Genomic DNA, 24950 nt, shown 5'->3' on the forward strand with positions numbered 1-24950 from the left:
GATGGTGCTCGCTATGAGAACGACCGTGCCGGACGACAAGGCAAGGGTTCCCCGCTCCCAATGGGTGATCGCCGAGCCCGTGATCGCCGCGGTCGTCGCCCGTGCCGCTGCAGGAGTCGCAGGCGTTGTCCGGCTCGAACCCGGTGTGACCGGCCTCGCCTCCCAGGCGGCTCGTGCCGCACGCCAGAAGATCAACGGCCTCACCCCAGCCCCGACCGAGGGTGTAGGAGTCGCCGTTGACCAGTCGCTCGACCGGTCAGTCGTGTCATCGACCCTGCGCGTCTCCATCGACCTGGTCACCTCCGGGCAGGACCGGGCAGCGGTGGTGGCCCAGGCCGTTCAGCGCGAGATCACGCGCGCGGTCGCCAATGCAACGGGCCTCACCCCGCAAGCCGTCACGGTGTCGATCATGGACATCGATTCGTACGAGGCTGGTGCGTGGTGACACCGAGAACAGAGATGACCCACTCACTCCTGGCCGTCCTGGACGGGCTCCCCGCCCTGCGGCCGGCGACCCCGTCGACCACCCGCATCGGCTCACGCGTGCCGTGGAACCTCGACACCCTGGCCGTCGGCATCGAAGACGAACTCATCGAGATTCGCGTCGTGGCCCTCGCCCTCCCCCTTCCTCCGATCCTGCGCAAAGCCGAGGTCGCCCTGCACGCGGCGCTGAAAGAGACTCGGTGGGAGGACGCCTGGTTGCGCCTTGTCGTCACCGACATCGACGCCGCCGCACTCACCTCTCTCGACCACGCAAGTGACGCCGGTGCCTGAGGGGCCGTGACGTTCTCCCCCGCAGCGGGTCCTTCTGGTGTGACGAGCGCGCTCCGCCTCGTCCAGAGCCAGAAACCCGAGGAGAGCACCATGACGAACCCGGCCACCACGAATATTGCCCCGCACTCGACATTCGCCGCCGGTGACGCAGACCAGAGTGCCACCAGCACAACGGCAGCTTCCCCGGCACTAGCATCCGGGCAGGGCTCCACCAGCATCGCCGACGTCGTGGTCCAGAAGATCGCCGGGGTCGCCGCCCGCGAGGTGCCCGGTGTATTCGACCTGGGCGGCGGAGCCTCACGGGCGTTCGGCGCAGTCAAGGGGCGGATCCCCGGAGCCTCCGCCAGCGCCGGACAGGGCGTCTCCGTCGAGGTCGGTCAGAAGCAGACAGCCGTGGATCTGCAGATGGTAGTCGAGTACGGCTCGTCCATACCCGAGCTGACCAAGAACGTCCGCAACAACGTCATCGACACCGTCGAGCAGATGACCGGCCTGGAAGTCGTCGAGGTCAACATCAACGTCAATGACGTACACATCCCCGGCGACGGCAGTGACGGCGACGACCTGGGCACCAGCGACCGCGTCCAGTAGCCGTCCATACGCCCCGCGCCGCAGGACGCCGAGCATCACCACGGTGCGCAGGGTGCCTCACCACGAGCTCCGTGCAGCGAAAGGGCCATCTGTGCGACCTCGCGCGCCCCGACTCATCGCCGCACGACCACCGCAAGGACAACGTACGGCACCAAGGAGAATTGACATGACGTCCACTCAGATTGGGCTGCTGACAGGTCTCGTACTCGGCCTCGCCGCCGCGTTCGGCGGTTTCGACGCCTTCCTCGTCGTCCTCGTTCTCGGGACGGTCGGGTTGCTGGTGGGGCGCTACCTCGATGGCAGACTCGACCTCGCCCGGCTCACCGGCCGTGACAGGGGCGACTTCCATGGACAGCGCGATCACCATGCCGGGTGAGGCCGAGACCGGCGCGGCGCAGCGAGGCAGTACAACGATCTCCGACCGCACGTGGAACGCATCGCCGCGCGGGCGTTGACCGAAGTCGAGCACATCGGCGGAACGGCCGGCCGGATGCTCGGCGTCGCCGTCACCGGCGAACACGCCGACGGCTCCGTCGGTGTCACCGCAAGAGTCAGCGACGGTGCAGCCGCTCTCGACGTTCGGCTGTCGGTCGCCTATCCGCAATCCGTCGCCCATGCCACTCTGGACGCCCGTACACACATGCAGCGCCGCGTCGCGGAATTCACCGGCCTGACCGTGGCCCGCGTCGACATCACCGTAACTTCGCTGCACGCTCAGGACTCCTGCACCAAGACAGTCCAATGAAACGCCGACCCCGTCGCACGGGTGAGTCAGCCCGGATTCGTGCCGTGGCCGTCATGAGCGGCGTCCGCTTGGATTGCGGCCTGCGCGATGTTGCGGGCCATACCGCCGAACACGACCGCATGGAACGGCGACACGCTCCACCAGTAGACATGCCCGAGCAGACCGTGCGGGTGGAACAGCGCCCGCTGCCGGTAGCGCGCCCGGCCTTGTTCGTCCTGGTCGCAGTTCATCTCCAGCCAGGCGAGCCCCGGCAGGCGCATCTCTGCACGCAACCGCAGCAGCCTGCCCGGTTCGATCTCCTCCACGCGCCAGAAGTCCAGCGAGTCCCCGACCCGGAGCCGTGCCGCGTCCCGGCGGCCACGGCGGAGTCCGGTGCCTCCGGCCAGCCGGTCGAGCCAGCCTCGTACGGCCCAGGCGAGCGGGAAGGAGTACCAGCCGTTGTCACCGCCGATCCCCTCGATGACCTGCCACAGTGCGTTCGGTGAGGCGTCGACAGCGAGCGCGCGGCGGTCGACGTAGAGACTGCCTCCGGCCCAGTCCGGGTCCGAGGGCAGTGGATCGCTCGGAGCGCCGGGCAGCGAGGCGGAGGACCAGCGGGTGGCGACCTGAGCGTCGCGTACGCGCCGAAGGGCCAGGGTGAGCGCCTGGTCGAAGCCGATCGGTGCACCAGGCGGATCGGGTACGTACCGGGCGATCTCGTGCTCGCCGCAGATGACCTCGTGCCGCAGCGACTCGACCAGCGGCCGCGCGAGGGAGGGGGGAACGGGAGTAATCAGGCCGATCCATAGGCCGGAGAGACGGGGCGTCAGCATCGGTACACGCAGGATGAAGCGGTGGGGCAGGCGGGCCACAACCGCGTACCGCTGCATCATCTGCTCGTATGTCATGATGTCGGGCCCGCCGAGGTCGAACGCGCGGTTCACCTCGTCGGGCATCCGTGCACTACCCACCAGATACCGCAGCACGTCCCGGACACCGATCGGCTGGATGCGGGTGCTGATCCAGCTCGGGGTGACCATGACCGGCAGGCGCTCGGTGAGGTAGCGCAGCATCTCGAAGGACGCCGAACCGGAGCCGATGATGACCGCGGCGCGGAGCACGGTCGCCGGCACAGCCGAGCGAAGGAAGATCTCGCCGACCTCGGCGCGGGACCGCAGATGGGGCGACAGTCCGCTTTCCGGCACATCGGCCGGGGTCAGCCCGCCCAGGTAGACGATGCGCCGTACGCCCGCAGCGCGGGCCCGCTCGGCAAACACCTGGGCGGCCTTCCGGTCGGTCTCCTCGAAGTCGTCTCCGGCCCGCAGGGCATGCACGAGGTAGTAGGCGACATCGATACCGCGCAGAGCGCACCCGACCGAATCAGGATCGGTCACATCCCCGCGAACCGCCTCGGCATGCCTTGCCCACGGGTGGTCGCGAAGCTTGTCCGGAGACCGGGCCATGCACCGTACGCGGTACCCGGCGTCCAGCAATTCGGGGACCAGCCGGCCTCCGATGTACCCCGTCGCGCCCGTCACCAGACAGTGCAGGCTTCGCGTGTCCCGGCCGCTCATGGAAGCCTCCGATCCGCGAGGGTACGTCAATGCCACTCTCGCCTCTGTCGACGGATTTCGCTCGTGAGGCAGCGCGGATGTGGTGCCGCCCTCCGTAGGCGCTCGGGACCGGGACGTGTCGGCTGAGCGGAGGGTCTCTGGAATGCGGCTCTGCGCCGTCTGCCGACACCCGCGTCCCTGTACGTCCCCTCGATCTTGCATCGAGCCCGACAGCGCCGCCGCATAAGCCAACCGCAGCCTTGATCGCTTGCATCAGCGCAGGTCAGAGACGTCGGCCGCTCATCGCGCTGCGCGGGCCGTGCCTCCTCAGCAGCAGCGAACCGCACTCGCTCACGACGGGCCCGCTCCTCAGCCGTCAGCCCCCACCATCGGGATACCTCACGCTCCCGGGGACGTTCCAGGTTTTCGCTCCGGAGCAGGCCACGAAGCCGAGTTCGGTTCCTGTTGACCATGCGTCCGAGAGTTGGCCGGCGGTTTTCCGGTGCAGGCGAGGGCTTCCACGAGCAAGGCGTACGGCCTCTCGGCGCCCGGGCCGGCCGCCGAGGCGGGCATCAGCCGAAGTTATGTGCGGACGTCGACTCATAGCTGGCCACGGTGTCGAGTGGTAGGCCATACCTGCCGCCGCCGCCAGCGGGAGCCTGGCTTTGCTCCCATGCGTGCCTTGAGGTGAGGGCGATGCCGCAGCGATCAGCCCGAAGCGTTGTTGGCCTGATGGGTCGTTTCGGCTGGAGAGCGGGGAATGTCCGCAGCGGTCTCCTTGCCGTCGGGCAGCCACTCGATCAGCAGCCGGTGGTGCAACGATCAACTTGCCATGGCGAAGATGCCGATGAAGAGAGCCAAGTAGAGCAGCAGGACCGCAGCCGCTACGGCCGCCACGATGAGGACGGCCTTCATCACCTTGCGGACGGGCCGATGGGTGCGGGCGGGTCCCGCAGGGACTTGGGGATAACGCTCGAGCTCACTCATGAAGCCATCCTGTTGATCGCGGCGGCGCCAGGCTATCCGTAGACGTACTCACGTGCGAGGTCACCTCCACACGCCCCGACGCGACTGGCCAGCCACCGAGACACAGCGCCGGATCCTGGCCTTTACTGACCACGTCGAAGGTGTCCGGATCACTCGCTGGAGCGGTCTGTACCCGCTCACGTTCTGCTTTACCGAGCATAGAAAGCCTCTTCGTCACGTGGCGTTGAGGGGCGCGGATGCGGCGGGCGAGGAGTCGGACGGCTTCCTGCGGACCGATTCGCCAAGAAGCGCATCGCCGACGTCGAAGCCCAGCCGCTCGGACCTCGGAGTACATAAAGGCCTACTTCGCCCCGATATGATGCACATTGTGATCACGCCCGGGCGGCTGCGGCGCCGTCGTCCTCCCTACGGCGGCCGGTGGGACCCTGCCCTGCTGTCACCGGTGATCCTTACCGTCCTCATCGCCGCCCTGGCGTTCTCCACACCGAGGGAGATCGCCATCAGTCGCCTCCTGCCCGCCGCACCCGCCCTCGCCGCCGCGATGTGGCCTGTGCTCCCCACGATCCTGCTGGGGACGTTCTGCCTGCTGGTCATGATCGGCCTCAGCTTCGTCTACACCGACCTGGGGACGCCATACACGGTGGCTGCGATCGTCGCGGTCACCTTGGCGGCCGCATACGCAAGCCATGTCCGACTCCAGCGGGAGGAGACACTCTTCCACGTCCGACTCGTCGCCGACGCAGCCCAGAAGGTGCTGCTACGCCCCCTGCCGCACCTCGTCGCGGACATCGAGATCGAGTCGCTGTATCTGGCGGCCCAAGAGCAGGCCCGGATCGGCGGGGACTTCTATGAGGCGGCCGACACACCGTACGGGGTCCGGCTGCTCATCGGCGACGTACGCGGCAAGGGCCTGCCCGCGGTCGGAGCGGCCGCGGCGGTGGTCAGCAGCTTCAGGGAGGCCGCGTACGACGAGCCAGACCTGAGGGGCATCATCCATCGCCTGGAGACCAGCATCACCCGCCACAGCGCCACGTTCCCCGCCCAGGACCTGCCGGAGCACTTTGCCACCGCTCTTCTCGCCGAGATCCCGCACGGCGGCGGCCACGTCAGACTCCTCAACTGCGGGCACCCCCCGCCGCTGCTCGTGCATCGCGGGGAGATCCGCGTCCTGGAGCCCACCGCCCCCTCGCCGCCCCTCAACCTCGCGACGCTCATCGGAGACCGCTACTGCGTCGACACCGTCGCCTTCGCCCTGGGCGACCAGCTGCTGCTCTACACCGACGGCGTAACGGAGACCCGGGACCGCACCGGCGAGTTCTTCCCCCTGCCCGACTGGATGCGGCGGCAAGGCCCGGCGCCGCCCCGCGAACTGCTCGACCGGCTTCACCGGGACCTGCTCCACTACAGCGGCGGAAGGCTCGACGACGACATCGCGGCCCTCGTCGCCGTGCGGTGCCCGAACACCCGGGCCCAGGAGCACCCCGCGTAGGTGGCTGGAAGCCGTAGGTGGGACTCGCCGGTCGGCCGGCCACTGTTTCCCGGACGTCTCGCCGCGGCGGGTCGTGCGGCTCGGGATCCTCGCGTTGCTCGCGGGCGCGGTGGCCCTGATGGCCGCGCTCGACGCAGACGTCGGCGCGGAAATCGCCACCATCCCCTTCCTGTTGATCGGGCTCGGCATGCGCGCGCTGGCGTCCCAGCTCGGGTCGGTCAGCGTGTCCGCAGTGCCGGAAGAAGCAGAGCGCACATGGCCAGGCCAGCCAGCCCCACGCCGAAGCCCCTCGCTCACGTGGCGCCCTGGAACAGGGCGAAACCGGCGAGAGTGATGACTTCGCCCATGATCAGATGGATCCAGCCCCATCCGGTGAGATCGAACTCAAACAGGTTGTTGGTGGCGACGCTCGGGACGCCCCTTACTGCCGGGTGCCGCAACGGTGGCGGCCGATGTAGAGCTGGACGTGCCCTGGTGTGGCCTTTACGCTCTGCGCAACATGCCGCTCCCCACGATGCAGGGCCCGGGCAGCCCAGTGCCGACTGGTGACGTGGCCATTGACGGGGAGCGTCCCCAGACATTGCGGAGGGCTTTTCCGATGGTGCGGCCGGCTTCCTTGAGCGATGCGCGCGTGCGCGCAGTGAGCGAGGCGCTGAGCCCGTACGCGTGGCGGAGGCTCACCCCCGAGATGGTCAGCCGTCGCGCGATCGTCGCGATCGACGGACACGGAGCGGCCGACGCGGCGCCGGTGGCCCGCCACGACGAGCGGATCGGAGTACTCGTCGACTTTCTTACCGGCTGCCGGTGGCGCTCGCTGACAGCCGACGCCGTGAGCCGCCAGCTGGTGACCGCCCTGGACACGTGGCGTCACGAGAGCCAATGGCTTGAGATCGAGTTGCGCTGGCTGCTGGACGGAGACGGCTGAGCCACGCGCAATGCCGTGATGCAGCGAGCCCTGGGGCGCTGCCTCACCTCTCGGGCGGGTCCGGGGGACCGAGCCTGCGGCGCGCGGGGCTCTCGGGTACGGGTGTGCTCTCGCGCAGGTCGCGGGTGGTGGCCGCGGTCTTCTCGTACCAGCGGCCGTACCGGTCGGCGAGGGCCACGGCCGAGACGCCGTGCAGGAGGACGCTGAGGCCGACGGTGATCGCGACCACCCTGCCCAGCAGTTCCACCCCGGGGACGTGTTCCTCGACCACGAGCAGCGCCAGCACGACGGACGCGAGACCGCGTGGCCCGAACCACCCGATATACGCCACCGTGGGGGGACGCAGCCTGCTCCCGGCGAGCGAGAGGGCCACCGGCAGCATCCTGACGACGGTAAGACTGAGCACCGCGTACAGGATGATCCGCCAGCTCAGGTGCTCCAGCGCAGGGCCGAGCAGGACCGCGCCGAAGACCAGCAGGCTGATCGACGCGAGGAGTCCTCCGAGATTCTCGGCGAACTCGGCTGTGCGGTCCGGGTCTTCCTGCTTGTGGCCGGTCCGGTGACGGCGCAGGACGAACCCGAAGGCGAATCCGGCGACCCAGGCGGCGATGAAGCCGCTGCCGTCCGTCACGACGGCGAGTTCGTACGACGCGACCGCGACAGCCAGCAGGCAGACCTGCCGCCACTCCCGCGTGACCCATCCCCTGGCCCGGGACCATTGCAGCAGCCGGCCGCCGAGGCCACCGACCAGCAGACCCAGCGCGGTGCTCAGCACCAGGGCGCGCCAGAAGACACCCGCCACGCCCTCTTCCGCATAGTGCGTGCCCGGGATGGCTGCCAGGAACAGGACGAAGAAGGGCAGCACCATGCCGTCGTTCAGGCCGCTTTCGACGTTCAGCCCGTGACGTACGAGCGCCGGGACGCGGGGATGGGAGATGGCGGTCTTTCCAAGGGCGGCGTCGGTGGGGGCGAGGATGGCGCCGACGAGTGCGAGTTCCCAAACCGTCAGCCCCGGCAGCAGAGGCCAGGCAAGCAGCCAGCCCGCCCCGATGCTCAGCGGCAGTCCGATGCCCAGCAGACGGCCGGGCAGAAAGCCCCCGGTCCGCAGGTCCCGTCTGCGGATCGTCATGGCATCGGTGAACAGGACGAGCGTCAGGGCGGCTTCGAGAAGCGCGACGATCGGGGCGGGGTCGCGCTCCAGGTCGACGAGGTCGAGCACGGCCGGTCCGAGGAGGATCCCCGAGCCGACGAACACGATCGCCGACGACAGCGGCGTCGAGGACAGCCGTCGCGAGCCCAATGCGTACGCGGCAGCGACGCCCGCCACCGCCACACCGGTCCAGGCGCCACTGCTCATGTTCTGGCCCTCCGGATCCACCCGCCGGACGCTCCCGGCAGATTGTCGACTCCTGCGCCGCTGCGGCTGCCCCGCTGGTTCCGCATGAACGCCCCGGTGGCCTCCTTCTACAGGTCGGCGCAGGGCTGCCCGCTGACGCCGACGAGGACACGCCGGGTGGTGCCGCCCAGGCAGTGGAACGGCGGGGCGTAGTCGCTCCAGGCTGGCCAGCGGCTGGGGCTGGACCGCACCGGCTGAGCAGCCCGGCCGAACGGACGGCTACTGGCGGGCCATGTGCATGCGCATCTCGCTCTCGGCGTCGACGATCAGATCGCCGGACAGGTCGACGGTGACGCGGTGGAGGGTGCCGGTGAAGCGGAACGGCGCCTGGTAGTCGGGGGTGACGGCAGAACCGGGGTTGGCGCCGCAAGCCATGCCGCCCGGGTTGAATGCGATCGGGGTGGTCAGCGGCATGTCGGCCTCGCCGACGAGGCGGCCGTCGATGTACAGCTGGGCCCGGCCGGGTGCGCCCTTGCCGTGGGCCATGTCCGGGGCGCCGGTTGGCTCGAACTCGAAGCGCAGCGCGTGGCGTCCCTCGGGCAGGGTCTCGCTGGAGGCGACGTGGTGCAGGGCCCGTTGGACGTAGTTGTGGGCGTAGTGGAGGTGATTGTCCTTGATGTAGAGGGACCAGCCTCCGGCGGTGGTGCCCTGGCAGAGCAGGACGCCCTGCGCGCCGCCGGGCGGGATCTCGACGTCGGCGGTGATGCTGTGCGGGCGGTTGAGGACCCGGGGCGCGACTGCGGCGGGCAGGGTCTGGGTGCCGGGACGGAGGGTGTAGGTGGTGCGGGCCTCGGTGATCTGCGGGCGCTCGGTCATGATGCGCTGCAGGACGCTGCCGTCGATCGGCAGCACGTTGTACTTGCCGGCCTCCACGTACCACAGGGCGATCATCTCGATGAGCTTGCTGCGGTGCTCCTGGGCGAGGTTCTGGGTCTCGGCGATGTCCTCGTCGACGTGGTACAGCTCCCAGTGGTGGGCGTCGAGATCGTCGAGGTCCGCCATCGTGATCGGGGTGCCGAACGGCCGCTTGGCCTCCTCGAAGGAGGGGCCGGGCCAGGGGCAGACTGCCCGCCATCCGTCGTGGTCGATCGCCCGGTGCCCGAGCATCTCGTAGTACTGGGTGCGGTGGCGGCTCGCCGCGGCGGCGTCGTTGAAGGTGTGCGCGAAGCTGACCCCGTGCAGGGGCGCCTGTGTGACACCCCGGATGGTCGCGGGAGCCTCGATGCCGAGCACGTCCAGGACGGTGGGAACCATGTCGATGATGTGCGCGAACTGGTCGCGGATCTCACCGCGGGCCCTGATGCCGTCGGGCCAGTGGACGAGGAACGGGTCGCTGACGCCGCCGCGGTAGGTCTCCCGCTTCCACCGCCGGAAGGGGGTGTTGCCCGCCCACGTCCAGCCCCACGGGTAGTGGTTGAACGTGGCCGGACCGCCGAGCTCGTCGATCCGGGCCAGGCTCTCCTCCAGCGTCTCGGGCGCGTTGTTGAAGAACTGCATCTCGTTGGTGGTGCCGGTCACTCCGCCCTCGGCGCTCGCCCCGTTGTCGGAGACCACCATGATCAGCGTGTTGGCGAACTCGCCGGTCTCCTTCAGGAAGTCCAGCAGCCGCCCGATGTGGTGGTCGGTGTGGGAGAGGAACCCGGCGTAGACCTCCATCATCCGCGCGGCCAGACGCCGCGCGTCCGGCGCGAGCGACTCCCATGCGGGCACGTCCGGATCGCGCGGGGACATCTGCGCGTCCGCGGGCACCACGCCGAGCTGCTTCTGCCGGGCGAAGGTCTGCTCGCGGTAGGCGTCCCATCCGTCGTCGAACCGTCCCCGGTAGCGGTCCGCCCACTCCGTCGGCACATGGTGCGGGGCGTGAGTGGCGCCGGGGCACAGGTTCAGGAAGAACGGCTTGTCCGGGGCGACCTGCTTGGCGTCAGCGATGAACGACATCGCCCGCTCGACCAGGTCCTCCGTCAGGTGGTAGCCCTCCTCCGGCGCGTCGGCGGCTCGACCTGGTGGTTGTCGTACACCAGGTCCGGATACCACTGGCTCGTGTCGCCGCCCAGGAACCCGTAGAACCGCTCGAAGCCCCGCCCCAGCGGCCACCGGTCGTACGGGCCCGCCGCGGACTCCTGCTCCGAGGGCATCAGGTGCCACTTGCCGACCATGCACGTGTTGTAGCCGTGCTGCAGCAGCATCTCCGACAGGAACCCGTTCTCGAACGGGATCTGGCCGTCGTAGCCCGGATAGCCAGTCGCCAGCTCCGTGATCGCCGCCATGCCGTTGGCGTGGTGGTTGCGGCCCGTGATGATGCAGGAGCGCGATGGCGAGCACAGCGCAGTGGTGTGCATGTTGTTGTAGAGAAGCCCACCCGCGGCCAGCGCGTCCAGATTCGGCGTCTCGATCGGACTGCCGTAGCAGCCCAACTGCCCGAACCCCGTGTCATCGAAAACGATGAACAGCACGTTCGGTGCACCCGGCACCGCCCGCACCGGCTGCGGCCATGCCGGACTCGACTCGTCAGTCGTCCGCCCGATCACGCCAGGGAACCGCTGCCCCGGCCTGTACTCACTCCACGATGTCTGTGCATGCGGCTGTCACAACAGAGCCCTGTCGCCGACATGGGATCCCGCTCGGACGGCCGGACAGGGAGGCCCTGTCGTCGGCAGTCGGCGGGGGGTGCGACCCGGGCACTTCCACGCTAGGCCGCCGCCATCACCACGGCGACCGGGCGCGGTATCCGGTCCTCGCTGCGAACGAGCATGGGGACCGCGGCGGACCCGGCGCAGTGGCGGGCGCCGGACTTCGTGCGGTTCGCTGCCCAGGGTGCCGGAGTAGAACAGCACGCCGCCGGGACCGGCCATGGTGAGAAGGTTGCCGGGCCACGTCCAGGACGGCGTTCCAGCCGGGGGTGGGCGCGGCCCAGCCTTCGAGTTCGTCGAACTTCGCCCAGCCGGTGGTCGCCAGGCCGTGAAGGTGGGGGTCGGGACCGAGGCCACCGCCCGGCGTGAACGTCTCGACGCAATGAGCGTGGTGAACGCGACCTGTGGCCGGATGAACCCCGGCGACCGAAGACGATCACAACGTCGAACTCCTCAACCCGCATGCAGCACCCGACCAGAGCGCAGACCCCTCGCGGACACGTTCCAATTACCGAGGCCCCACGCTGTCCCCACATCACGGCTCCGTCGCCGCAGGGTCGTCTGCCGCGGCTCGCGCCAGCCGGAAGGTGATCCACAACCTCAGGCGTCCGCGGCACCACCACGCGGTGGACCGTACGCCCAGCAAGCCGTTGTACTCGGACCCCTCGTGGACACTTCCCGGTACCCGCGTCCTGCCAGCGTCCCGAATTCGCAGTTCCGACCGTCCTCGCGAGGAACGTTTCCGCAGGTCAGGGCATGCTTCAAGTGGGGCGGGTGGGACTCGAACCCACGGCCGACGGATCGTGACTCCGTCGCTCACATCCTGCGGATACGCAGGTACCGCGCGAGATCCGGCAGCAACTGCCTGACAGCGGCCACCAGCGCAGCCGCGGCGGCCGCGCCGCCGATGATTGTCTTCTTCATTCTTGTCTCCTCACTTCGCGGCCTCGCCGACCGCAGCCGGTCGCGCGGACGATTCCTGCTCGCCGTCCCGTAGCACGCCCAGGATCAGCCCTACGGCCTCCGGCACCGCGGCAGCCACCGCCGGGCTGAGGCCGATGCCTTCCTCCACGCTCGCGGGTTCGCAGCCGACGACGAGGGTGCGCCGCGGTGGCCGGGCGCCGGTGCCCGCGCAGAGGGTTTCCAGGAGGGCCAGGACCGCGTCGGGGGACATCCGATGGCCGTCCAACAGTGCGCCCTGGGGCTCGACGTCGCCCGCGCGCTCGGCTTCGATCAGGTAGACCGTGCCGGGGGCGCCGCCGCGTGCCGTCGCGTCGACCAGGACGAGGGTGTCGTAGCCGTCGAGGAGTTGATACGCCAGGTGTACGCCCCGTACGCCGATGTCCACGACCTCCGCGTGGTCCGGCAGCTGTTCCGCGGCCAGCCTGCGTACGGTCTCGACGCCGAAGCCGTCGTCGCCGAGGAAGATGTTGCCGACCCCGGCGACCAGAGTCCGTGCGCTGTTGTCCGGTGGCCGTTTCATCCGTCCTCCAGGGGGACGACCTCGTCGGGCTGGAAGTACAGGAAGCGGCCCTGCTCGCGGCGGATGTCGGCTCCCGGATCGCCCTCGACGGTCACCGCCAGGTGCACAGCCCCGTCCACGTCGTGCAGCACCGCCTCGACCCTGGCGCTGCGGCCATGCAGGAAGAGGTCCTGTGCGTCGGTTCGGCGCCGGCCCGGGCGCAGCTGTACGCGGCTCCCGGCGCCCAGCGGCCGGCCGTCGACGAGGACCCGGTCGTGTGCCGGGTCGAAGCCGGAGTCGCTTGCCGGGTCCCACCACGGCGTGTCCGGCCGCCGTACCTCGTCCGCCATGTCGGGTCCGGTCACCTCCCGCAGCGAACGCACGGCGCCGTGCAGGCGCTCAAGGACTTCGGGGGGCATCGAGTCGGCCAGGTCGATCACCGCGGCGGCTCGTTCGTCGGTGCCGCGGGCCTCGCGCTTCTCCTCGTCGGTGAGGGCCGCCGTGCGCAGCGCGAGGATCTCGTCGATCTCGGTGGCGTCGTAGAGGGTCCCTGGACTCTCCGGGGCGATGGCGGGGTGGTCCTCGAGAATGATCGGGGAGGACAGCACCAGGTCCGCGCGGCCGGGTTCCCCGGCCAGGACCGGCCAGGTGTGCAGGTTGCGGCAGGAGGCGATCGCGCCCTTGGCCCACTCGGGCGGATCCGTCATCGACAGGAACGACCCGGCGCTGAGGCCCATCAGAAGATGCGCGGCCACCAGCGAGTACGCCAGCGCGGCGTCCCGGTCGGCCGAGCCGTCCGGCGGGCTCCAGGTGCTGGTGTTCTCCACGACGGCGGTCAGGCACATCACCCGGTAGGGCCCGTCGAGTTCACGCGCGGACAGCCGCAGGACGCCGCTGATCTCCTCGCACCGGCGAATGAGCCGTCCGACCGTCTGCCCGCCCGCGTCCAGGACGGGCTCGGTCTCTTCGCGGGCCGGGCGGGTGAAGGGGACCGTGACGCCGTCTCCGGTCAGCCCCTCCACCGGGGCGAGCACTTCGACTCGTTCTTCGACGCCCTCGTCCCAGGGCACCAGGACGCGGTCCTCCAAGGGGAGTTCGGGCACCGTCTCGAAGCCGCCGTCCAGCAGGGCTTGTTGCACGGTCCGCCGCTGGGCGTGCAGGAAGCGCACCTCGACCGCGAGACTCGCGCCCGCCTTCGGCTCCATCAGACATTCGGTGTGCTGGAAGTCGTGCTCCTCGCTCTCGGCGCCCCACGCGGGCGGCACGAGCACGCCGAACTGCCAGCGCAGCCGATTCTTGGCGGCCGAGGCGCGGTACGGGTAGAGCACATAGCCCTCGAACAGCACCGCGTCCGCCACCTGCCGGGCATGGGCCAGTCTGGCTTCCGTCTCCGGTGCGAAGGCAGTTGTCGTCACCGCGCCGTCCTTCCCGTCGCGTGTGGCAGCAGCGCACGGTCCAGGGCGTGGCCCGGCGCGGGGCCCGGCCTTTCGGCCTCGGCCAGCAGGGCCCGTACGGCCGCCTCCCAGGAGGGCAGCGCCCGCTGTGACCGGAACGCGAGCAGTGCGTCCACGGTGTCGCGGGGCAGCCGGATCCAGCCGCAGCCGGGAAAGTGCTGCTCGACCATCTCCTGCCACACCTCGACCGGCATACGGAAGGCCGCCTCCCGGTCCCAGGGCACCGGCTCGACACGGAAGCCGCCCGCTCCCGTGAATGCCGTTCCGGAGAACAGCATGAGCAGCGGCACCTCGCCCGCCTCCAGGGCGTTGAAGTACCGGGTGGCGGCGACATCCATGTCGTACGTGCAGGGCACTGCGAGGTCGGTCTCCGTCTCCCCCGTGAAGCCGGGAACCATGTGCGAGACCTGGGCGAACTGAACCGGCTGGAGCGTGCTGCCCCAGCGCGAGCGGTCACCGAAGAGGTCGGCGAGCCCATCGGCCTCCGCAGGCTCGTAGCCGCGCCGCGCGGGCTCGATGCGGATCTGGCAGCGCAGGGCCAGGGCGTGCACGCGGGCGTTGTCGGACGCGGTGATGCGCAGCCTGAAGACGAGCGTCGGACCGGCCGCGTACGGGTCTGCCCGTACGCCCGTACAGGTGAAGCCGAACTCCGTCATGGCCGGGCCTCCCCCTGCAGCGCCCTGGCGCGGTGGCCGACCTGCTCGAAGAACGCCTCCAGGTCGGCCCGGGCCTCGGCTCCGCCGTCGAAGCCCTGCCACAACAGACGCATGCGGCCCACCAGTTCGTAACAGATGTCGATCGGGACGAGGTAGCACTCGGGCCGGCTACCGCCCTGTGTACGGCGCAACAGCAGCGCCTCCACGTCGGGTTCGAGGAGCGCGGCCAGGCGACTGTTGTCCAGCACGGTCTGCCATGCCGAGGGTTCGAGTTCACTCTCGGTCGCGCCTGCGGGACTCGGGTAGAGCGCCACCAGGCGGTTCAGCGCCGCGTTGCGGAAGAAGAAGGCGACACCGACCGGGATCTGCAGAACGTCCCACGCGCTGTCGTCCAGGCGGTGGTCCGGGTCGGCGAGATAGCGGTCCGGGACCGCCCGGAAGCGGCCGCCCGCGGCGCCGGGCCGCTCGAACAGGAGGGCACACGAGACGCAGGCGCAGGCAAGTGCACGCTTGTCCGTGTCCACCAGGTGGCGGTGGCTGTCTTCGGCCACCACCGCTCCGCACAGTTCGCAACTCGCCTGTGGGACTGGACGCTCCGTCAGAAAACGGCGGAGACCGCTCACTTCACCGGCAAACGGGGCAGGAGGCTGCGGCTGGAGCCGAGAGGCGCTCACCGCGTCTTCGCCCCGGCCGGTCCGTGCCCGGTGCGGGAGGTGGGAGGGGTTCCGATCTGGAGCAGAGCGGGCTCCCCGGCGGCGGCGCCCGTCTCCACTTCCACGGCGGTCACCTCGGGCGCGAAGCAGGTGAGAGCGTTCTCCACGGCCTGTAGTGCCGCCGCGCTCGTGGCTGCGCATCCGCAGCCTCCACCGCCCGCGGACCGCAGGCGCAGCGTTCCGGAGGTGTCGTCGAAGCCCGCCACCTCCCAGGCCGTGTCACCGGCCGCTTCCAGAGCGCGGGCGATGCGCGTGCCTGTGTCCTCGGGGTGCAGGTCATGCAGGAGGAGCAAGCTCGAGACGAGTTCGTCTTCGAGCAGGCCGGACAGACGGCTGCCGGCGCCCGGGGCGTCGAGCAGCCGGACGATCCGGGCCAGAGAAGCGCCGTAGAAGTCCATCAGGACCCCGACCAGTTCCTCGGCCATGGCACGTGCCGACTCGTCACCGGTGGCGGCCAGCTTGTCGAGGACCTGTTCCACGCGCCGTCCTGCCTGCTCCGCGTTCATGACCCCGGTGGCGCCGTGTTGCGGCGGGGCGGCGGTGCGGGCTGCCGCGCTCATCCGGCAAGACCGCTCAGGCCGGTGGGCACGTGCATCGACTTCACGGTCTTGCCGCCGCCGACGTACATGTGGACGCCGCAGGGCAGGCACGGGTCGAAGCTGCGCACCGCGCGCATGATGTCGATGCCCTTGAAGTTCTCCGGCGAGTTCTCCTCGAAGATGGGCGTGTTCTGCACGGCGTCCTCGTACGGGCCGGGTGTGCCGTAGGTGTCGCGCGTGCTGGCGTTCCACGGAGTGGGCGGGTACGGGTGGTAGTTGGCGATCTTTCCGTCCCGGATGACCATGTGGTGGGAGAGGACCCCGCGCACGGCCTCGGTGAAGCCGACGCCGATGGACTGGTCCGGCACCTCGAACTTCTCCCAGGTCTGGGTGCGGCCGGCGCGTACTTCCTCCAGGCCCTTCTCGGCGCAGTGCAGGGCGATGGCCGCGGCGTAGGCCTGGAAGTAGGTGCGGGCGCGGTTGCGTTCCAGCGCGTTGCTCCAGCGCGGGATCTTCCACTCGAAGGTGGTCTCGGGCTTGGTCATCGTGCGCGGCAGGTTGATGACGACGCTGTTGCCGGTGGCCTTGACGTAGCCGACGTCGACGAGGCCGGACAGCGCAGTCGACCACAGGCGGGCGATCGGGCCGCCGCCGGTGTCCAGCGGCAGATAGTCCTTGCCGTCGAACCAGCGCGGCGACATCACCCAGCTGTACTTGTCGTTGAAGTCCCGCTTCTGCGGGGCCGGGATGGTGTGCTGGTTCCACGGGTGGCGCGGGTCGACGGGGTTGCCGAGCGGGTCGTGGGTGACGAACTGCTCCTGGCCCTGCCAGTCGTCGTAGTACGAGCTCCCCAGCAGGATGCGGATGCCGAGGTTGATCTCGGTGAGGTCGTTGGTGACGAGCTTGCCGTCGACGATGACGCCGGGGGTGACGAACATCCGCCGTCCCCAACTGGTCATGTTGGCGTAGGTGAAGTCGCAGTACTCGGGGTCGTTGAGGGCTCCCCAGCAGCCGAGCAGCACGCGTCGGCGGCCGACTTCCTCATACCCGGGCAGGGCCTCGTAGAAGAAGTCGAACAGGTCGTCGTGCAGGGGGACGACGCGCTTCATGAACTCCACGTAGCGCATGAGGCGGGTGAGGTAGTCCGTGAAGAGCTGTACGGAGGCGACGGTGCCGACTCCGCCCGGGTAGAGCGTGGAGGGGTGCACATGGCGGCCCTCCATCAGACAGAACATCTCCCGGGTGTAGCGGCTCACTTGGAGGGCTTCGCGGTAGAACTCGCCCTCGATGGGGTTGAGTGACCGCATGATGTCGGCGATGGTGCGGTAGCCGTGCTCCCCCGCGTGCGGCGCCTCGGTGCGCTCGGCGAGTTCGAGGACGCTGGGGTTGGTCTCGCGGACCATCTTTTCGCAGTAGTCGACCCCGACCAGGTTCTCCTGGAAGATGTTGTGGTCGAACATGTACTCCGCGGACTCGCCGAGGTTGATGATCCACTCACCGAGATGCGGGGGCTTGACGCCGTACGCCATGTTCTGCGCGTACACCGAACACGTCGCGTGGTTGTCGCCGCAGATCCCGCAGATCCGGCTGGTGATGAAGTGCGCGTCCCGGGGGTCCTTGCCGCGCATGAAGACGCTGTAGCCGCGGAAGACGGACGAGGTGCTGTAGCACTCCGCGACCCGCTTCTGCTTGAAGTCGATCTTTGTGTGGATACCGAGACTGCCCACGATCCGGGTGATCGGATCCCAGGACATTTCCATCAGGCCACTGCCGTCGCCGGCCGCCTTCGTCGTCGGTGCCATCGTGAGTGCCGTGCCCTTCTTCAAGCTGGAGTTGGGTCGCGCGGGGAGGTCTCATTCGGATGCGGCGCGAGGAGGTCTGATGCGGATGGGGCAGGGGATCACCAGGGCCGCCGGTAACCGGTGGTCAGCTTCTCCCCCGTGTGGCGCCACTTCGGCTCCTTGTCGACCGTCTTGGCCGTGATGGACCGCAGTCGGCGGATCACCGTGCCGTACACCCCGCTGGCGGCGCTGGAGATCTTCGCGCCGGGCGGTTCGTCCATGAACGGCATGAACTTGTCCGGGAATCCCGGCATCGTGCAGGCGATGCAGATGCCTCCGACGTTGGGGCAGCCGCCGATCCCGTTCATCCAGCCCCGCTTGGGCACGTTGCACTTGACGACGGGGCCCCAGCAGCCGAGCTTGACGAGGCACTTGGGTGAGTCGTACGTCTCGGCGAACTGGCCCTGTTCGTAGTAGCCCGCGCGATCGCACCCCTCGTGCACGGTGGCACCGAACAACCAGGTCGGCCGGAGCTTGTCGTCCAGCGGGATCATGGGAGCGGAGCCCGCCGCCTGGTAGAGCAGGTAGGTCAGGGTCTCGGCGAAGTTGTCGGGCTGGATCGGACAGCCGGGCACGCACACGATCGGGATACCGGCCTTGGACTTCCAGTCCCAGCCCAGATAGTCGGGCACACCCATCGCGCCGGTCGGGTTGCCCGCCATGGCGTGGATCCCGCCGTAGGTGGCACAGGTTCCGATCGCGACGACAGCCAGCGCCTTGGGCGCGAGCCGGTCGATCCATTCGCTGGTGGTGATCGGCTGGCCGGTTTCGGGGTTGTCGCCGAAGCCGCACCAGTAGCCTTCCGGCTTGATCGACTCATTGGGGACCGATCCCTCGATCACCAGGACGAACGGGTCGATCTCGCCGCGCTCGCCTTTGAAGAACCATTCGATGAACGTGTCCGCTCCCCCGACCGGACCGCATTCGAAGTCGATCAGGGGCCAGTGGACAGCGATCTTGGGCAGGCCGGGAAGTGCTCCGGTGACGATCTCCTCGATACTCGGCTGCATGGCCGCCGTCAGGGCTACCGAGTCGCCGTCGCAGCTCAGCCCGGCATTGATCCAGAGGATATGGATCGGGGACGCTTCGTCGGCAGGTCCCCCGGCGGCGTCCGTGTCCTGGGCCGCGGTCGGCGTGGCTGCATTCATCAGGATGCCCCCTCGGGGAGGTATGGCAGGAACGTCGGCATTTCGGTCTCAGCCTTCTTGGTAACAGGCATCCGGCTCCGGGGCCGAGTTATCGGGGGCCGGTTCAGTGACACGGGGCTCGGAGCGGAGCTGATCCGTCACCCGCGCTCCCGGCACCGCAACGCCCAGATGCGCCGGCGTTCGCAGCGGCTTCTCCTTGCGGACGAATGCGCGACGCAGCGCGTGGTACGGGGCCGACGGGTCGGAGAAAACCCGCCGCATGTGGGCCAGCTCCTCCTCCCGGAAGGCGGCGAGCGGCCTGAGGCTCTCCTGGTGGTCCCGTTCGGCCTTCTTCGCGGCGATCCGCTGCTGCACGGCGGGCAGGGAAGCGAGATGTCCGGCGAGCCGGGCCGCCTCTGCGGCGAAGTCCTGTGGAGTGCACTCGACGAGACGGTCGACAAGGCCAAGCCGCTGCGCGGCCGTCCCGCTGACGGGCAGAGCCTGGCGCATCAGTCGCTCGGCCACTGCCGGACCGACTCGGCGAGGCAGCGTGTACGTCCAGAACTCGGAGCCGTACAGCCCCATCAGCCGGTAGTGCGGGTTCAGCACGGTGCCCGCTCTGCACCACACCTCGTCCGCCGCCAGTGCGAGCATCACCCCGCCCGCGGCGGCGTACCCGCCGACGGCGGCGACCACCAGCCGGTCGGTGGTCGTCAGTACGGCCTCGACCAGATCGTCGATGGCGTTGATGTTCGCCCAGGACTCGGCACCCGGGTCTTCTGCTGCCTCGATGACATTGAGGTGGATGCCGTTGGAGAAGACCCGGCCGCCACCGAGGACCAGCACCGACGTGGGGCGCGAGCAGGCCTCGCGATAGGCCGCCAGCAGGCGCCGGCACTGCGTGGTGCTCATCGCGCCGCCGGGGAAGGAGAACGAGAGGAAGCCGACATTGCGCTCTTCGTGGTAGCTGATGTCGGTCCAGACACGCCGCCGACCGTCCGGACGCGACGGCACGGGGCTCTGTGGCAAGGCGGGCAGCCGGCCGGCGAGCGCCGTGACGGCGGGCAGCTTGAACGTGGGGGGCTGTCCCGGCCCGCGCCTGGCCCGCAGCTCGGGAATCCACACGGCGCCGTCCGTGGTCGCCCGGCAGACGGCTCCGGCCCGGGTCGCAAGAAGGTCGCCGGGATAGCCGCGCAGCTCGTACTCGCGGTGGCCCCCGTGCAAGTACCACTCGCCGCCCAGCAGTTCGTCCCGTACTCCGGGCTGCGAGTCCGCGGCCCGCAGCTTGCGGAGAATCGTCTCGGTGGACTCCGAAGCCCAGTCGATCCGCCGGACGCTCTGATCGAGATACGGCCGGGCCCGGCCGGATCCCGCACCGCCTTCGGTCTGCGCCCGCGGGGAGTACGTCCCGGTGGCGAACCGCTGGACCGCCAGCAGCACCGCAGCCACCGCCGCGTCGGACACCTCGCCGCGGTAGAGGTCGCTCTTGGCCACCGGCGGCACCGGGCAGGCGACCGAGGCCCAGACGTCGCCCGCGTCCATCTCCGCGTTGGCCTGCAGGACCGTCACACCCCACTCGCCGGCGTCCTCGTGAATCGCCCAGTCGAGGGACGAGGGCCCGCGGTCTCCGACGGGCCCCGGATGGACGACAAGACATGTGTACGCGGACCACACCTCGCGCGGGATCGCCGTCTTCAGCATCGGCGCGACGACGAGCTGGGGCTCATGACGTCGTACGGCGTCGGTCAAGGACTCGCCGTGCACCGCGAGTTCCACCGCCACGCTGTGACCGTGATCCCTCAGTTCGGCGTGGAGACGCTGCGTGAGGCTGTTGAACGCCGTGGCGACAAGCAGAATGTGCATGGCGGGCCTCCCAGCGGTCGACGTCTCAGGCAGGGGTCTCCCCGGCCGCCTGTGATCGTCGAGTACGCCGGATCGGCCATGGCGGCGCCGGGCCACGAGGGTCACCCGAAAGCGGACATGGCGACGGCCACCCGGCGGTTCGGTCCCGCGGCATGTGCGGCCCCGGCGTTCGCGCACGGCGCCGTCGGGTAGGCACGTCGCATGACTTTTCAGCATCCCGCCGACCGCGGTGGCAACGAGCCCGGACTGTTCGCCCGGCTGGCGGAGCGGGCATCGAACTTCACCAGCTCACCCGTGTTCTTCGGAGTGTGTCTGGCGTTGGTGGCACTCGTCGCCGTCGCCCACGCCCTGAAGCTTTCGGACGAGTGGCTGCTGCTCGCCGGGGAATCGATGACCGCCGTCACTCTGCTGCTCCTGGCGCTGCTCAAGAACTCGGAGCGGCGGGCCGAGCACACCATCCAGCGCAAACTCGATGCCATCGCCGCAGCGCTGCTGGAGATGCACGGAAACAAGCCCGGCGAGGCGTTCGAGGACCTCAGGAAGGCCATCCGTATGGAAGAGGAGACCTGACGGACAGCCAAGTTCCGTCCCTGCGCCGGGCATTGGGCATGACTTGACTGATTCGAGGGACTTTTGAGGCGGAGGAGACCCATAGGCTGGGCCCGAATGATCACTACCGAGCCCAGAGGAGCCCTTGTGACACCACCCCTCCCGCAGCCCGCCAGGCGCCCGGCTCCCCACCGGCGAGGCGCCGTTGTCGCGGCAGGTCTCCCCGCCGCCGTCGTGGCGCTGCTCGCGGCGGCCGCCGGGCCCGCGGCCGCTACGACGGGCTCGTCCGGTGTGGGGGACCCGTATTTTCCCCTGGCGGGCAATGGCGGTTACAACGTCCACCACTACGACCTCACCCTCGGATACGACCCGAAGACCCGTCACCTCGAAGGACGCGCGGTCATCACGGCCCGCGCCACCGAGCGGCTGACCCGCTTCGACCTCGACCTGAAGGGGCTGAAGGTCACGAGCATCACGGTCAACCACGCCAAGGCGGCCTTCCGCCGCGACGGACAGGAACTCGTGGTCTCTCCGAGGAAACCCCTCCGCAAGGACCAGGAGTTCCGCACCACGGTCACCTACGCGGGCACTCCCGGGCCTGTCACCGATCCGGACGGATCCCTCGACGGGTGGATCCCCACCGATGACGGGGCGTTCGTGGCCGGTGAGCCGCAGGGCGCCATGACGTGGTTCCCCGCCAACAACCACCCCAAGGACAAGGCGTCCTACGACTTCGCGATCACCGTCCCCGCGGGGCGCACCGCCGTGTCCAACGGTGTCTTCCGCGGGCAGAAGACAGCCAACGGACGCACCACCTTCCGCTGGCGGCAGTCCGAGCCGATGGCGGCGTACCTGGCAACGGCGACGGTGGGCACGTTCAAGGTCGAGCAGTACACCGCCCCCGGCGGCCTCAAGGTCTTCAACGCCGTCGACCCCCGTGAGGCGGCTGCCTCGGCGCCCGTACTCGAGAAGCTGCCGTCGGTCCTGGCGTGGGAGAGCAAGCTCTTCGGCCCCTACCCCTTCAAGGGCGCGGGAGCCATCGTGGACCGTGCCCCGCAGGCGGGATACGCCCTGGAGACCCAGGCACGGCCGGTGTACGACCGGGCGCCGGACCTCGGCACCCTGGTCCACGAGAGCGCACACCAGTGGTTCGGGAACTCCGTCTCCCTCACCACCTGGAAGGACATCTGGCTGAACGAGGGCTTCGCGACCTACGCCGAGTGGCTCTACGACGAACAGCACGGCGGCCAGAGCGCGCAGAAGGCCTTCGACGCCCTCTACGCCAGCCCGGCGAGCAGTGACCTGTGGGCATTCCCGCCCGCCGACCCTGGCAGCGGGGCGCACATCTTCGATACGCCCGTCTACGCGCGCGGGGCGATGGCTCTGCACAAGCTGCGCACGGCGGTCGGCGACAGGACGTTCTTCCGGATCCTGCGCACGTGGGCGTCCGACCACCGCGACGGACACGGGACCACTGCCCAGTTCATCCGCCTGTCGGAGCGGCAGTCGGGCAAGGACCTGGACCAGTTGTTCCACACGTGGATCGGCACGAAGGGCAAGCCGTCCAAGCCGTAGACGTCACGGCGACGGCCCGCCGGAGGCGGCGGCAGCGCTCGGGCGCTGCCCGGTTGCCGCTGCCCCGGCGGACAAAACGGGACGATACCGTCCCGCCCATAGGTACCCTTGAGTCATGTCCGAAGTCCCCCGGCGCGCCGGGGTCGGCAAGAGCACCCTCTACCGCCGCTGGCCGTCCAAACAGGACATGGTGATCGCGGTGCTGTCAGAGTTCAGCGTCCCGCCGGCCGACGTTCCCGAGGGCCTCTCGCTCCGCGAGGACCTGCAGTCCGCGCTACAGCGGGCCGTCGAACGCGGCGAACTGCCCACCGACCTCGATCTCAAACTCGCCCTCGACCTGCTCGCCGCCCCCGTCTACTGGCGGTTGAGCGTCCGCCACGCGCAGCTGGAGCCCGATTACTTCGACCGCCTGGTCGAGCACCTTCTGCGCGCCCTCGACGCCCGGCCCGCGCCACAGAGCCAGGCTCACCACAGCTCCGTCACATGACGCCAAGTGCCACCCTTGCGGGGCCCCTGACCCGAGGAGGTCCGTGATGACGAACAGAGCCCGTCCGACCCTGCATCTACAGCGCATCGTGCGCGCACCGCGCGCGGCTGTGTTCCGGGCCCTGACCGAACCGCGGGAGCTGGCGAAGTGGTTCGGCCCGGACGGATTCGCCATTCCCCGTGTGGAGAGCGATCTCCGGACCGGCGGCGACTATCGCATCGCCATGCAGCCTCCGGAGGGAGATCTCTTCCACCTGACGGGCCAGTTCCTCGGTGTCGACCCACCGGCTCACCTGTCCTACACCTTCCGCTGGGAGCCCCCCACCCCCGACGACCGGGAGACAGTGGTGACGCTCACCCTCCACGATCTCGGCTGGACGGCCACGGAGCTGGTCCTCACGCAGGGCGACTTCGCCACTGAGGAGCGCTACGCCCTGCACGAGGCAGGCTGGACTCAAGCTCTCGACAAGCTGGAGAGACTGCTGTCAGCACAAGCACCGGCATAGCAAATGCGATGAACGGGCCATATCTGACGAGGTGGCAGGTGGGCTGCGTTCACGATTTACCCGGCCGCCTCCAGGAGAATCCGTGCCAGCTCGCGCGGCTGGGAGAACATGGGCCAGTGGCCGGTGTCGATCGTGACCAGCCGCCAGTGCTCGCTGGTCAGCAGCTCGGCCACATCCGGGTTCGGTTCGGGGCCGTCGAGCAGGCATTTGATGTACGTCGCCGAAAGCTCGCCGAGCGGGCGTGCCAGCACGGCCGGCTCGGCCAGCGAGGCACCCGGGTGCGGCGTCGAGCCGCCCACGAGCCGTGCGATCTGCTCATCCGCGAGCCCCTGGCCGTCGCAGTCGGCCGCGGTCAGCGGTGCCCAGAAGCCACCGTTCCCGGCGATCGCGGCCTCCAGCTTCGCCGGGCCCTCCCACCAGCCCGACACGAACGACTCGCCGTCGGCCGGAACGTTCGAGTCGACGAAGACCACGCAGGCCAGGCGGTCGCCGATCCGCTCGGCCGCCTGACCGACCGGGATGCCCGAGTAGCTGTGTCCGACCAGGACGACATCGCGCAGGTCGAGGCGTTCGACCTCGTCCACGATGTCCTGGACGTGGGTCTGCTGCCCGGCCGGAACACCTTGCTTGTCGGCGAGGCCGGAGAGGGTCAAGGGGTGGGCGCCGTGGCCGCCCGCACGCAGCTCCGGCACCACCTCGTCCCACGCCCACGATCCGAGCCACGCGCCTGCAACCAGTACGAATTCCGTCATGGTGGCAACGTAGCGGAGAGGTCTGACAACCCGGTCCCGGGCGCTTCGAGAGATGCGGCCGCGGCTTCAGGGTCGGCGGGCGACGCGGGCATTGTCCACCGCGGACTGCAGGGAACGCAGCGCGAGCAGCAGGACGCCGATGTCGTCGAGAAGCACCGGGTCGGGCAGCAGGTCGACCGGGCTCGCCAGGTAGATCAGGGCGCCCCAGAAGATCACCTTGTTCTCCACCGGAATTCCGGCGTCCCGCAGCAGCCGCCGTGCCCTCACGAGTCTGACCAGGAGCACGCCCGCCAGCACCACGGTGGCGGCGATCAGAGCCCCGACGACCGCCACCACAACCCACATCTCGGTACGCATG

General features: G+C 69.4%; 28 protein-coding genes and 1 pseudogene. 12 read left to right on the forward strand and 17 right to left on the reverse strand.

The window, feature by feature from the left end; genetic code table 11:
- Nucleotides 1–13: 13 nt before the first annotated feature.
- The 5 genes from OG741_RS03655 to OG741_RS03675 all read left to right on the forward strand — a co-directional run bounded on the left by OG741_RS03655 (nt 14) and on the right by OG741_RS03675 (nt 2110).
- Nucleotides 14–445 (forward strand): Asp23/Gls24 family envelope stress response protein, encoded by a 432-nt coding sequence (locus OG741_RS03655; protein ID WP_405595071.1) that lies wholly within the window; start codon nt 14–16, stop codon nt 443–445.
- 14 nt (nt 446–459) lie between these two features.
- Nucleotides 460–774 carry a hypothetical protein gene (locus OG741_RS03660; protein ID WP_405595073.1) on the forward strand — a complete coding sequence of 105 codons (315 nt, stop codon included), beginning with the start codon at nt 460–462 and terminating at the stop codon, nt 772–774.
- Between the two features lie 90 nt (nt 775–864).
- A complete protein-coding gene (locus OG741_RS03665; protein WP_405595076.1) occupies nt 865–1365 on the forward strand; it encodes an Asp23/Gls24 family envelope stress response protein in 501 nt (166 codons plus the stop codon).
- Between the two features lie 166 nt (nt 1366–1531).
- The gene (locus OG741_RS03670) at nt 1532–1741 is read left to right on the forward strand and encodes a hypothetical protein (protein WP_405595077.1); all 210 of its coding nucleotides are present in this window, start codon (nt 1532–1534) and stop codon (nt 1739–1741) included.
- 51 nt (nt 1742–1792) lie between these two features.
- Nucleotides 1793–2110 carry an Asp23/Gls24 family envelope stress response protein gene (locus OG741_RS03675; protein WP_405595079.1) on the forward strand — a complete coding sequence of 106 codons (318 nt, stop codon included), beginning with the start codon at nt 1793–1795 and terminating at the stop codon, nt 2108–2110.
- Nucleotides 2111–2136: 26 nt separating this feature from the next.
- Here the strand turns inward: OG741_RS03675 and OG741_RS03680 are convergent, their stop codons facing one another.
- Nucleotides 2137–3663 (reverse strand): SDR family oxidoreductase, encoded by a 1527-nt coding sequence (locus OG741_RS03680; protein ID WP_405595081.1) that lies wholly within the window; start codon nt 3661–3663, stop codon nt 2137–2139.
- 801 nt (nt 3664–4464) lie between these two features.
- A complete protein-coding gene (locus OG741_RS03685) occupies nt 4465–4629 on the reverse strand; it encodes a hypothetical protein (RefSeq protein WP_405595083.1) in 165 nt (54 codons plus the stop codon).
- Between the two features lie 367 nt (nt 4630–4996).
- Here OG741_RS03685 and OG741_RS03690 point away from each other — a divergent pair, with 367 nt between their 5' ends.
- A complete protein-coding gene (locus OG741_RS03690) occupies nt 4997–6118 on the forward strand; it encodes a PP2C family protein-serine/threonine phosphatase (protein WP_405595086.1) in 1122 nt (373 codons plus the stop codon).
- A gap of 49 nt (nt 6119–6167) precedes the next feature.
- A pseudogene (locus OG741_RS03695) lies at nt 6168–6362 on the forward strand (MFS transporter); the annotation flags it as partial.
- Nucleotides 6363–6411: 49 nt separating this feature from the next.
- Here the strand turns inward: OG741_RS03695 and OG741_RS03700 are convergent.
- Entirely contained in the window at nt 6412–6558 is a 147-nt protein-coding gene (locus OG741_RS03700) for a hypothetical protein (RefSeq protein WP_405595088.1), read from the reverse strand.
- A gap of 191 nt (nt 6559–6749) precedes the next feature.
- On the opposite strand from OG741_RS03700, the gene OG741_RS03705 reads away from it, so the two are divergent.
- Nucleotides 6750–7043, forward strand: a complete 294-nt coding sequence (locus OG741_RS03705) for a hypothetical protein (RefSeq protein ID WP_405595090.1) — start codon at nt 6750–6752, stop codon at nt 7041–7043.
- Between the two features lie 43 nt (nt 7044–7086).
- Here the strand turns inward: OG741_RS03705 and OG741_RS03710 are convergent, their stop codons facing one another.
- From OG741_RS03710 to OG741_RS03765, 12 genes are all read right to left on the reverse strand, one after another.
- The gene (locus OG741_RS03710) at nt 7087–8400 is read right to left on the reverse strand and encodes a cation:proton antiporter (RefSeq protein WP_405595092.1); all 1314 of its coding nucleotides are present in this window, start codon (nt 8398–8400) and stop codon (nt 7087–7089) included.
- Between the two features lie 258 nt (nt 8401–8658).
- Nucleotides 8659–10377 (reverse strand): sulfatase-like hydrolase/transferase, encoded by a 1719-nt coding sequence (locus OG741_RS03715; RefSeq protein WP_405595094.1) that lies wholly within the window; start codon nt 10375–10377, stop codon nt 8659–8661.
- 23 nt (nt 10378–10400) lie between these two features.
- Complete coding sequence (locus tag OG741_RS03720; RefSeq protein ID WP_405595096.1) at nt 10401–10892, reverse strand: sulfatase-like hydrolase/transferase; 492 nt, start codon at nt 10890–10892, stop codon at nt 10401–10403.
- 993 nt (nt 10893–11885) lie between these two features.
- Nucleotides 11886–11993, reverse strand: coding sequence for a DUF6893 family small protein (locus OG741_RS03725; RefSeq protein ID WP_405595098.1), 108 nt, complete (start codon nt 11991–11993; stop codon nt 11886–11888).
- 10 nt (nt 11994–12003) lie between these two features.
- A complete protein-coding gene (locus tag OG741_RS03730; protein WP_405595100.1) occupies nt 12004–12552 on the reverse strand; it encodes a hydrogenase maturation protease in 549 nt (182 codons plus the stop codon).
- On the reverse strand, nt 12549–13946 hold the full coding sequence (locus OG741_RS03735) for a hypothetical protein (RefSeq protein WP_405595102.1): 1398 nt from the start codon (nt 13944–13946) through the stop codon (nt 12549–12551). Before OG741_RS03735 ends, OG741_RS03730 begins: the two co-directional genes overlap by 4 nt.
- On the reverse strand, nt 13943–14641 hold the full coding sequence (locus OG741_RS03740; RefSeq protein WP_405595103.1) for a DUF6084 family protein: 699 nt from the start codon (nt 14639–14641) through the stop codon (nt 13943–13945). Before OG741_RS03740 ends, OG741_RS03735 begins: the two co-directional genes overlap by 4 nt.
- Entirely contained in the window at nt 14638–15243 is a 606-nt protein-coding gene (locus OG741_RS03745) for a DUF5947 family protein (RefSeq protein ID WP_405605367.1), read from the reverse strand. Before OG741_RS03745 ends, OG741_RS03740 begins: the two co-directional genes overlap by 4 nt.
- Nucleotides 15244–15311: 68 nt before the next feature.
- Nucleotides 15312–15914 carry a hypothetical protein gene (locus OG741_RS03750; protein WP_405595105.1) on the reverse strand — a complete coding sequence of 201 codons (603 nt, stop codon included), beginning with the start codon at nt 15912–15914 and terminating at the stop codon, nt 15312–15314.
- Nucleotides 15911–17695: a nickel-dependent hydrogenase large subunit gene (locus tag OG741_RS03755; RefSeq protein ID WP_405595107.1), complete on the reverse strand. Its 1785-nt coding sequence runs from the start codon at nt 17693–17695 to the stop codon at nt 15911–15913. The genes OG741_RS03750 and OG741_RS03755 overlap by 4 nt, the downstream gene beginning before the upstream one ends.
- Nucleotides 17696–17793: 98 nt before the next feature.
- On the reverse strand, nt 17794–18882 hold the full coding sequence (locus tag OG741_RS03760) for a hydrogenase expression protein HypE (RefSeq protein ID WP_405595110.1): 1089 nt from the start codon (nt 18880–18882) through the stop codon (nt 17794–17796).
- 48 nt (nt 18883–18930) lie between these two features.
- Nucleotides 18931–20724 (reverse strand): enoyl-CoA hydratase-related protein, encoded by a 1794-nt coding sequence (locus OG741_RS03765; RefSeq protein ID WP_405595112.1) that lies wholly within the window; start codon nt 20722–20724, stop codon nt 18931–18933.
- Nucleotides 20725–20925: 201 nt separating this feature from the next.
- Here OG741_RS03765 and OG741_RS03770 point away from each other — a divergent pair, with 201 nt between their 5' ends.
- The 4 genes from OG741_RS03770 (at nt 20926) to OG741_RS03785 (ending at nt 23840) form a co-directional block, all read left to right on the forward strand.
- Entirely contained in the window at nt 20926–21294 is a 369-nt protein-coding gene (locus OG741_RS03770) for a low affinity iron permease family protein (RefSeq protein WP_405595114.1), read from the forward strand.
- A gap of 96 nt (nt 21295–21390) precedes the next feature.
- Complete coding sequence (locus OG741_RS03775; protein ID WP_405595116.1) at nt 21391–22848, forward strand: M1 family metallopeptidase; 1458 nt, start codon at nt 21391–21393, stop codon at nt 22846–22848.
- Nucleotides 22849–22963: 115 nt separating this feature from the next.
- Nucleotides 22964–23335: a TetR/AcrR family transcriptional regulator gene (locus OG741_RS03780; RefSeq protein ID WP_405595118.1), complete on the forward strand. Its 372-nt coding sequence runs from the start codon at nt 22964–22966 to the stop codon at nt 23333–23335.
- Nucleotides 23336–23381: 46 nt separating this feature from the next.
- The gene (locus OG741_RS03785; protein ID WP_405595120.1) at nt 23382–23840 is read left to right on the forward strand and encodes an SRPBCC domain-containing protein; all 459 of its coding nucleotides are present in this window, start codon (nt 23382–23384) and stop codon (nt 23838–23840) included.
- A gap of 56 nt (nt 23841–23896) precedes the next feature.
- Here the strand turns inward: OG741_RS03785 and OG741_RS03790 are convergent, their stop codons facing one another.
- Nucleotides 23897–24592, reverse strand: coding sequence for an alpha/beta fold hydrolase (locus tag OG741_RS03790; RefSeq protein WP_405595122.1), 696 nt, complete (start codon nt 24590–24592; stop codon nt 23897–23899).
- A 66-nt stretch (nt 24593–24658) separates the two neighbouring features.
- The gene (locus tag OG741_RS03795) at nt 24659–24949 is read right to left on the reverse strand and encodes a YkvA family protein (protein WP_405595124.1); all 291 of its coding nucleotides are present in this window, start codon (nt 24947–24949) and stop codon (nt 24659–24661) included.
- Nucleotide 24950 lies beyond the last annotated feature (1 nt).

This window comes from Streptomyces sp. NBC_01410, from assembly GCF_045040195.1.
GTDB lineage: Bacteria > Actinomycetota > Actinomycetes > Streptomycetales > Streptomycetaceae > Streptomyces.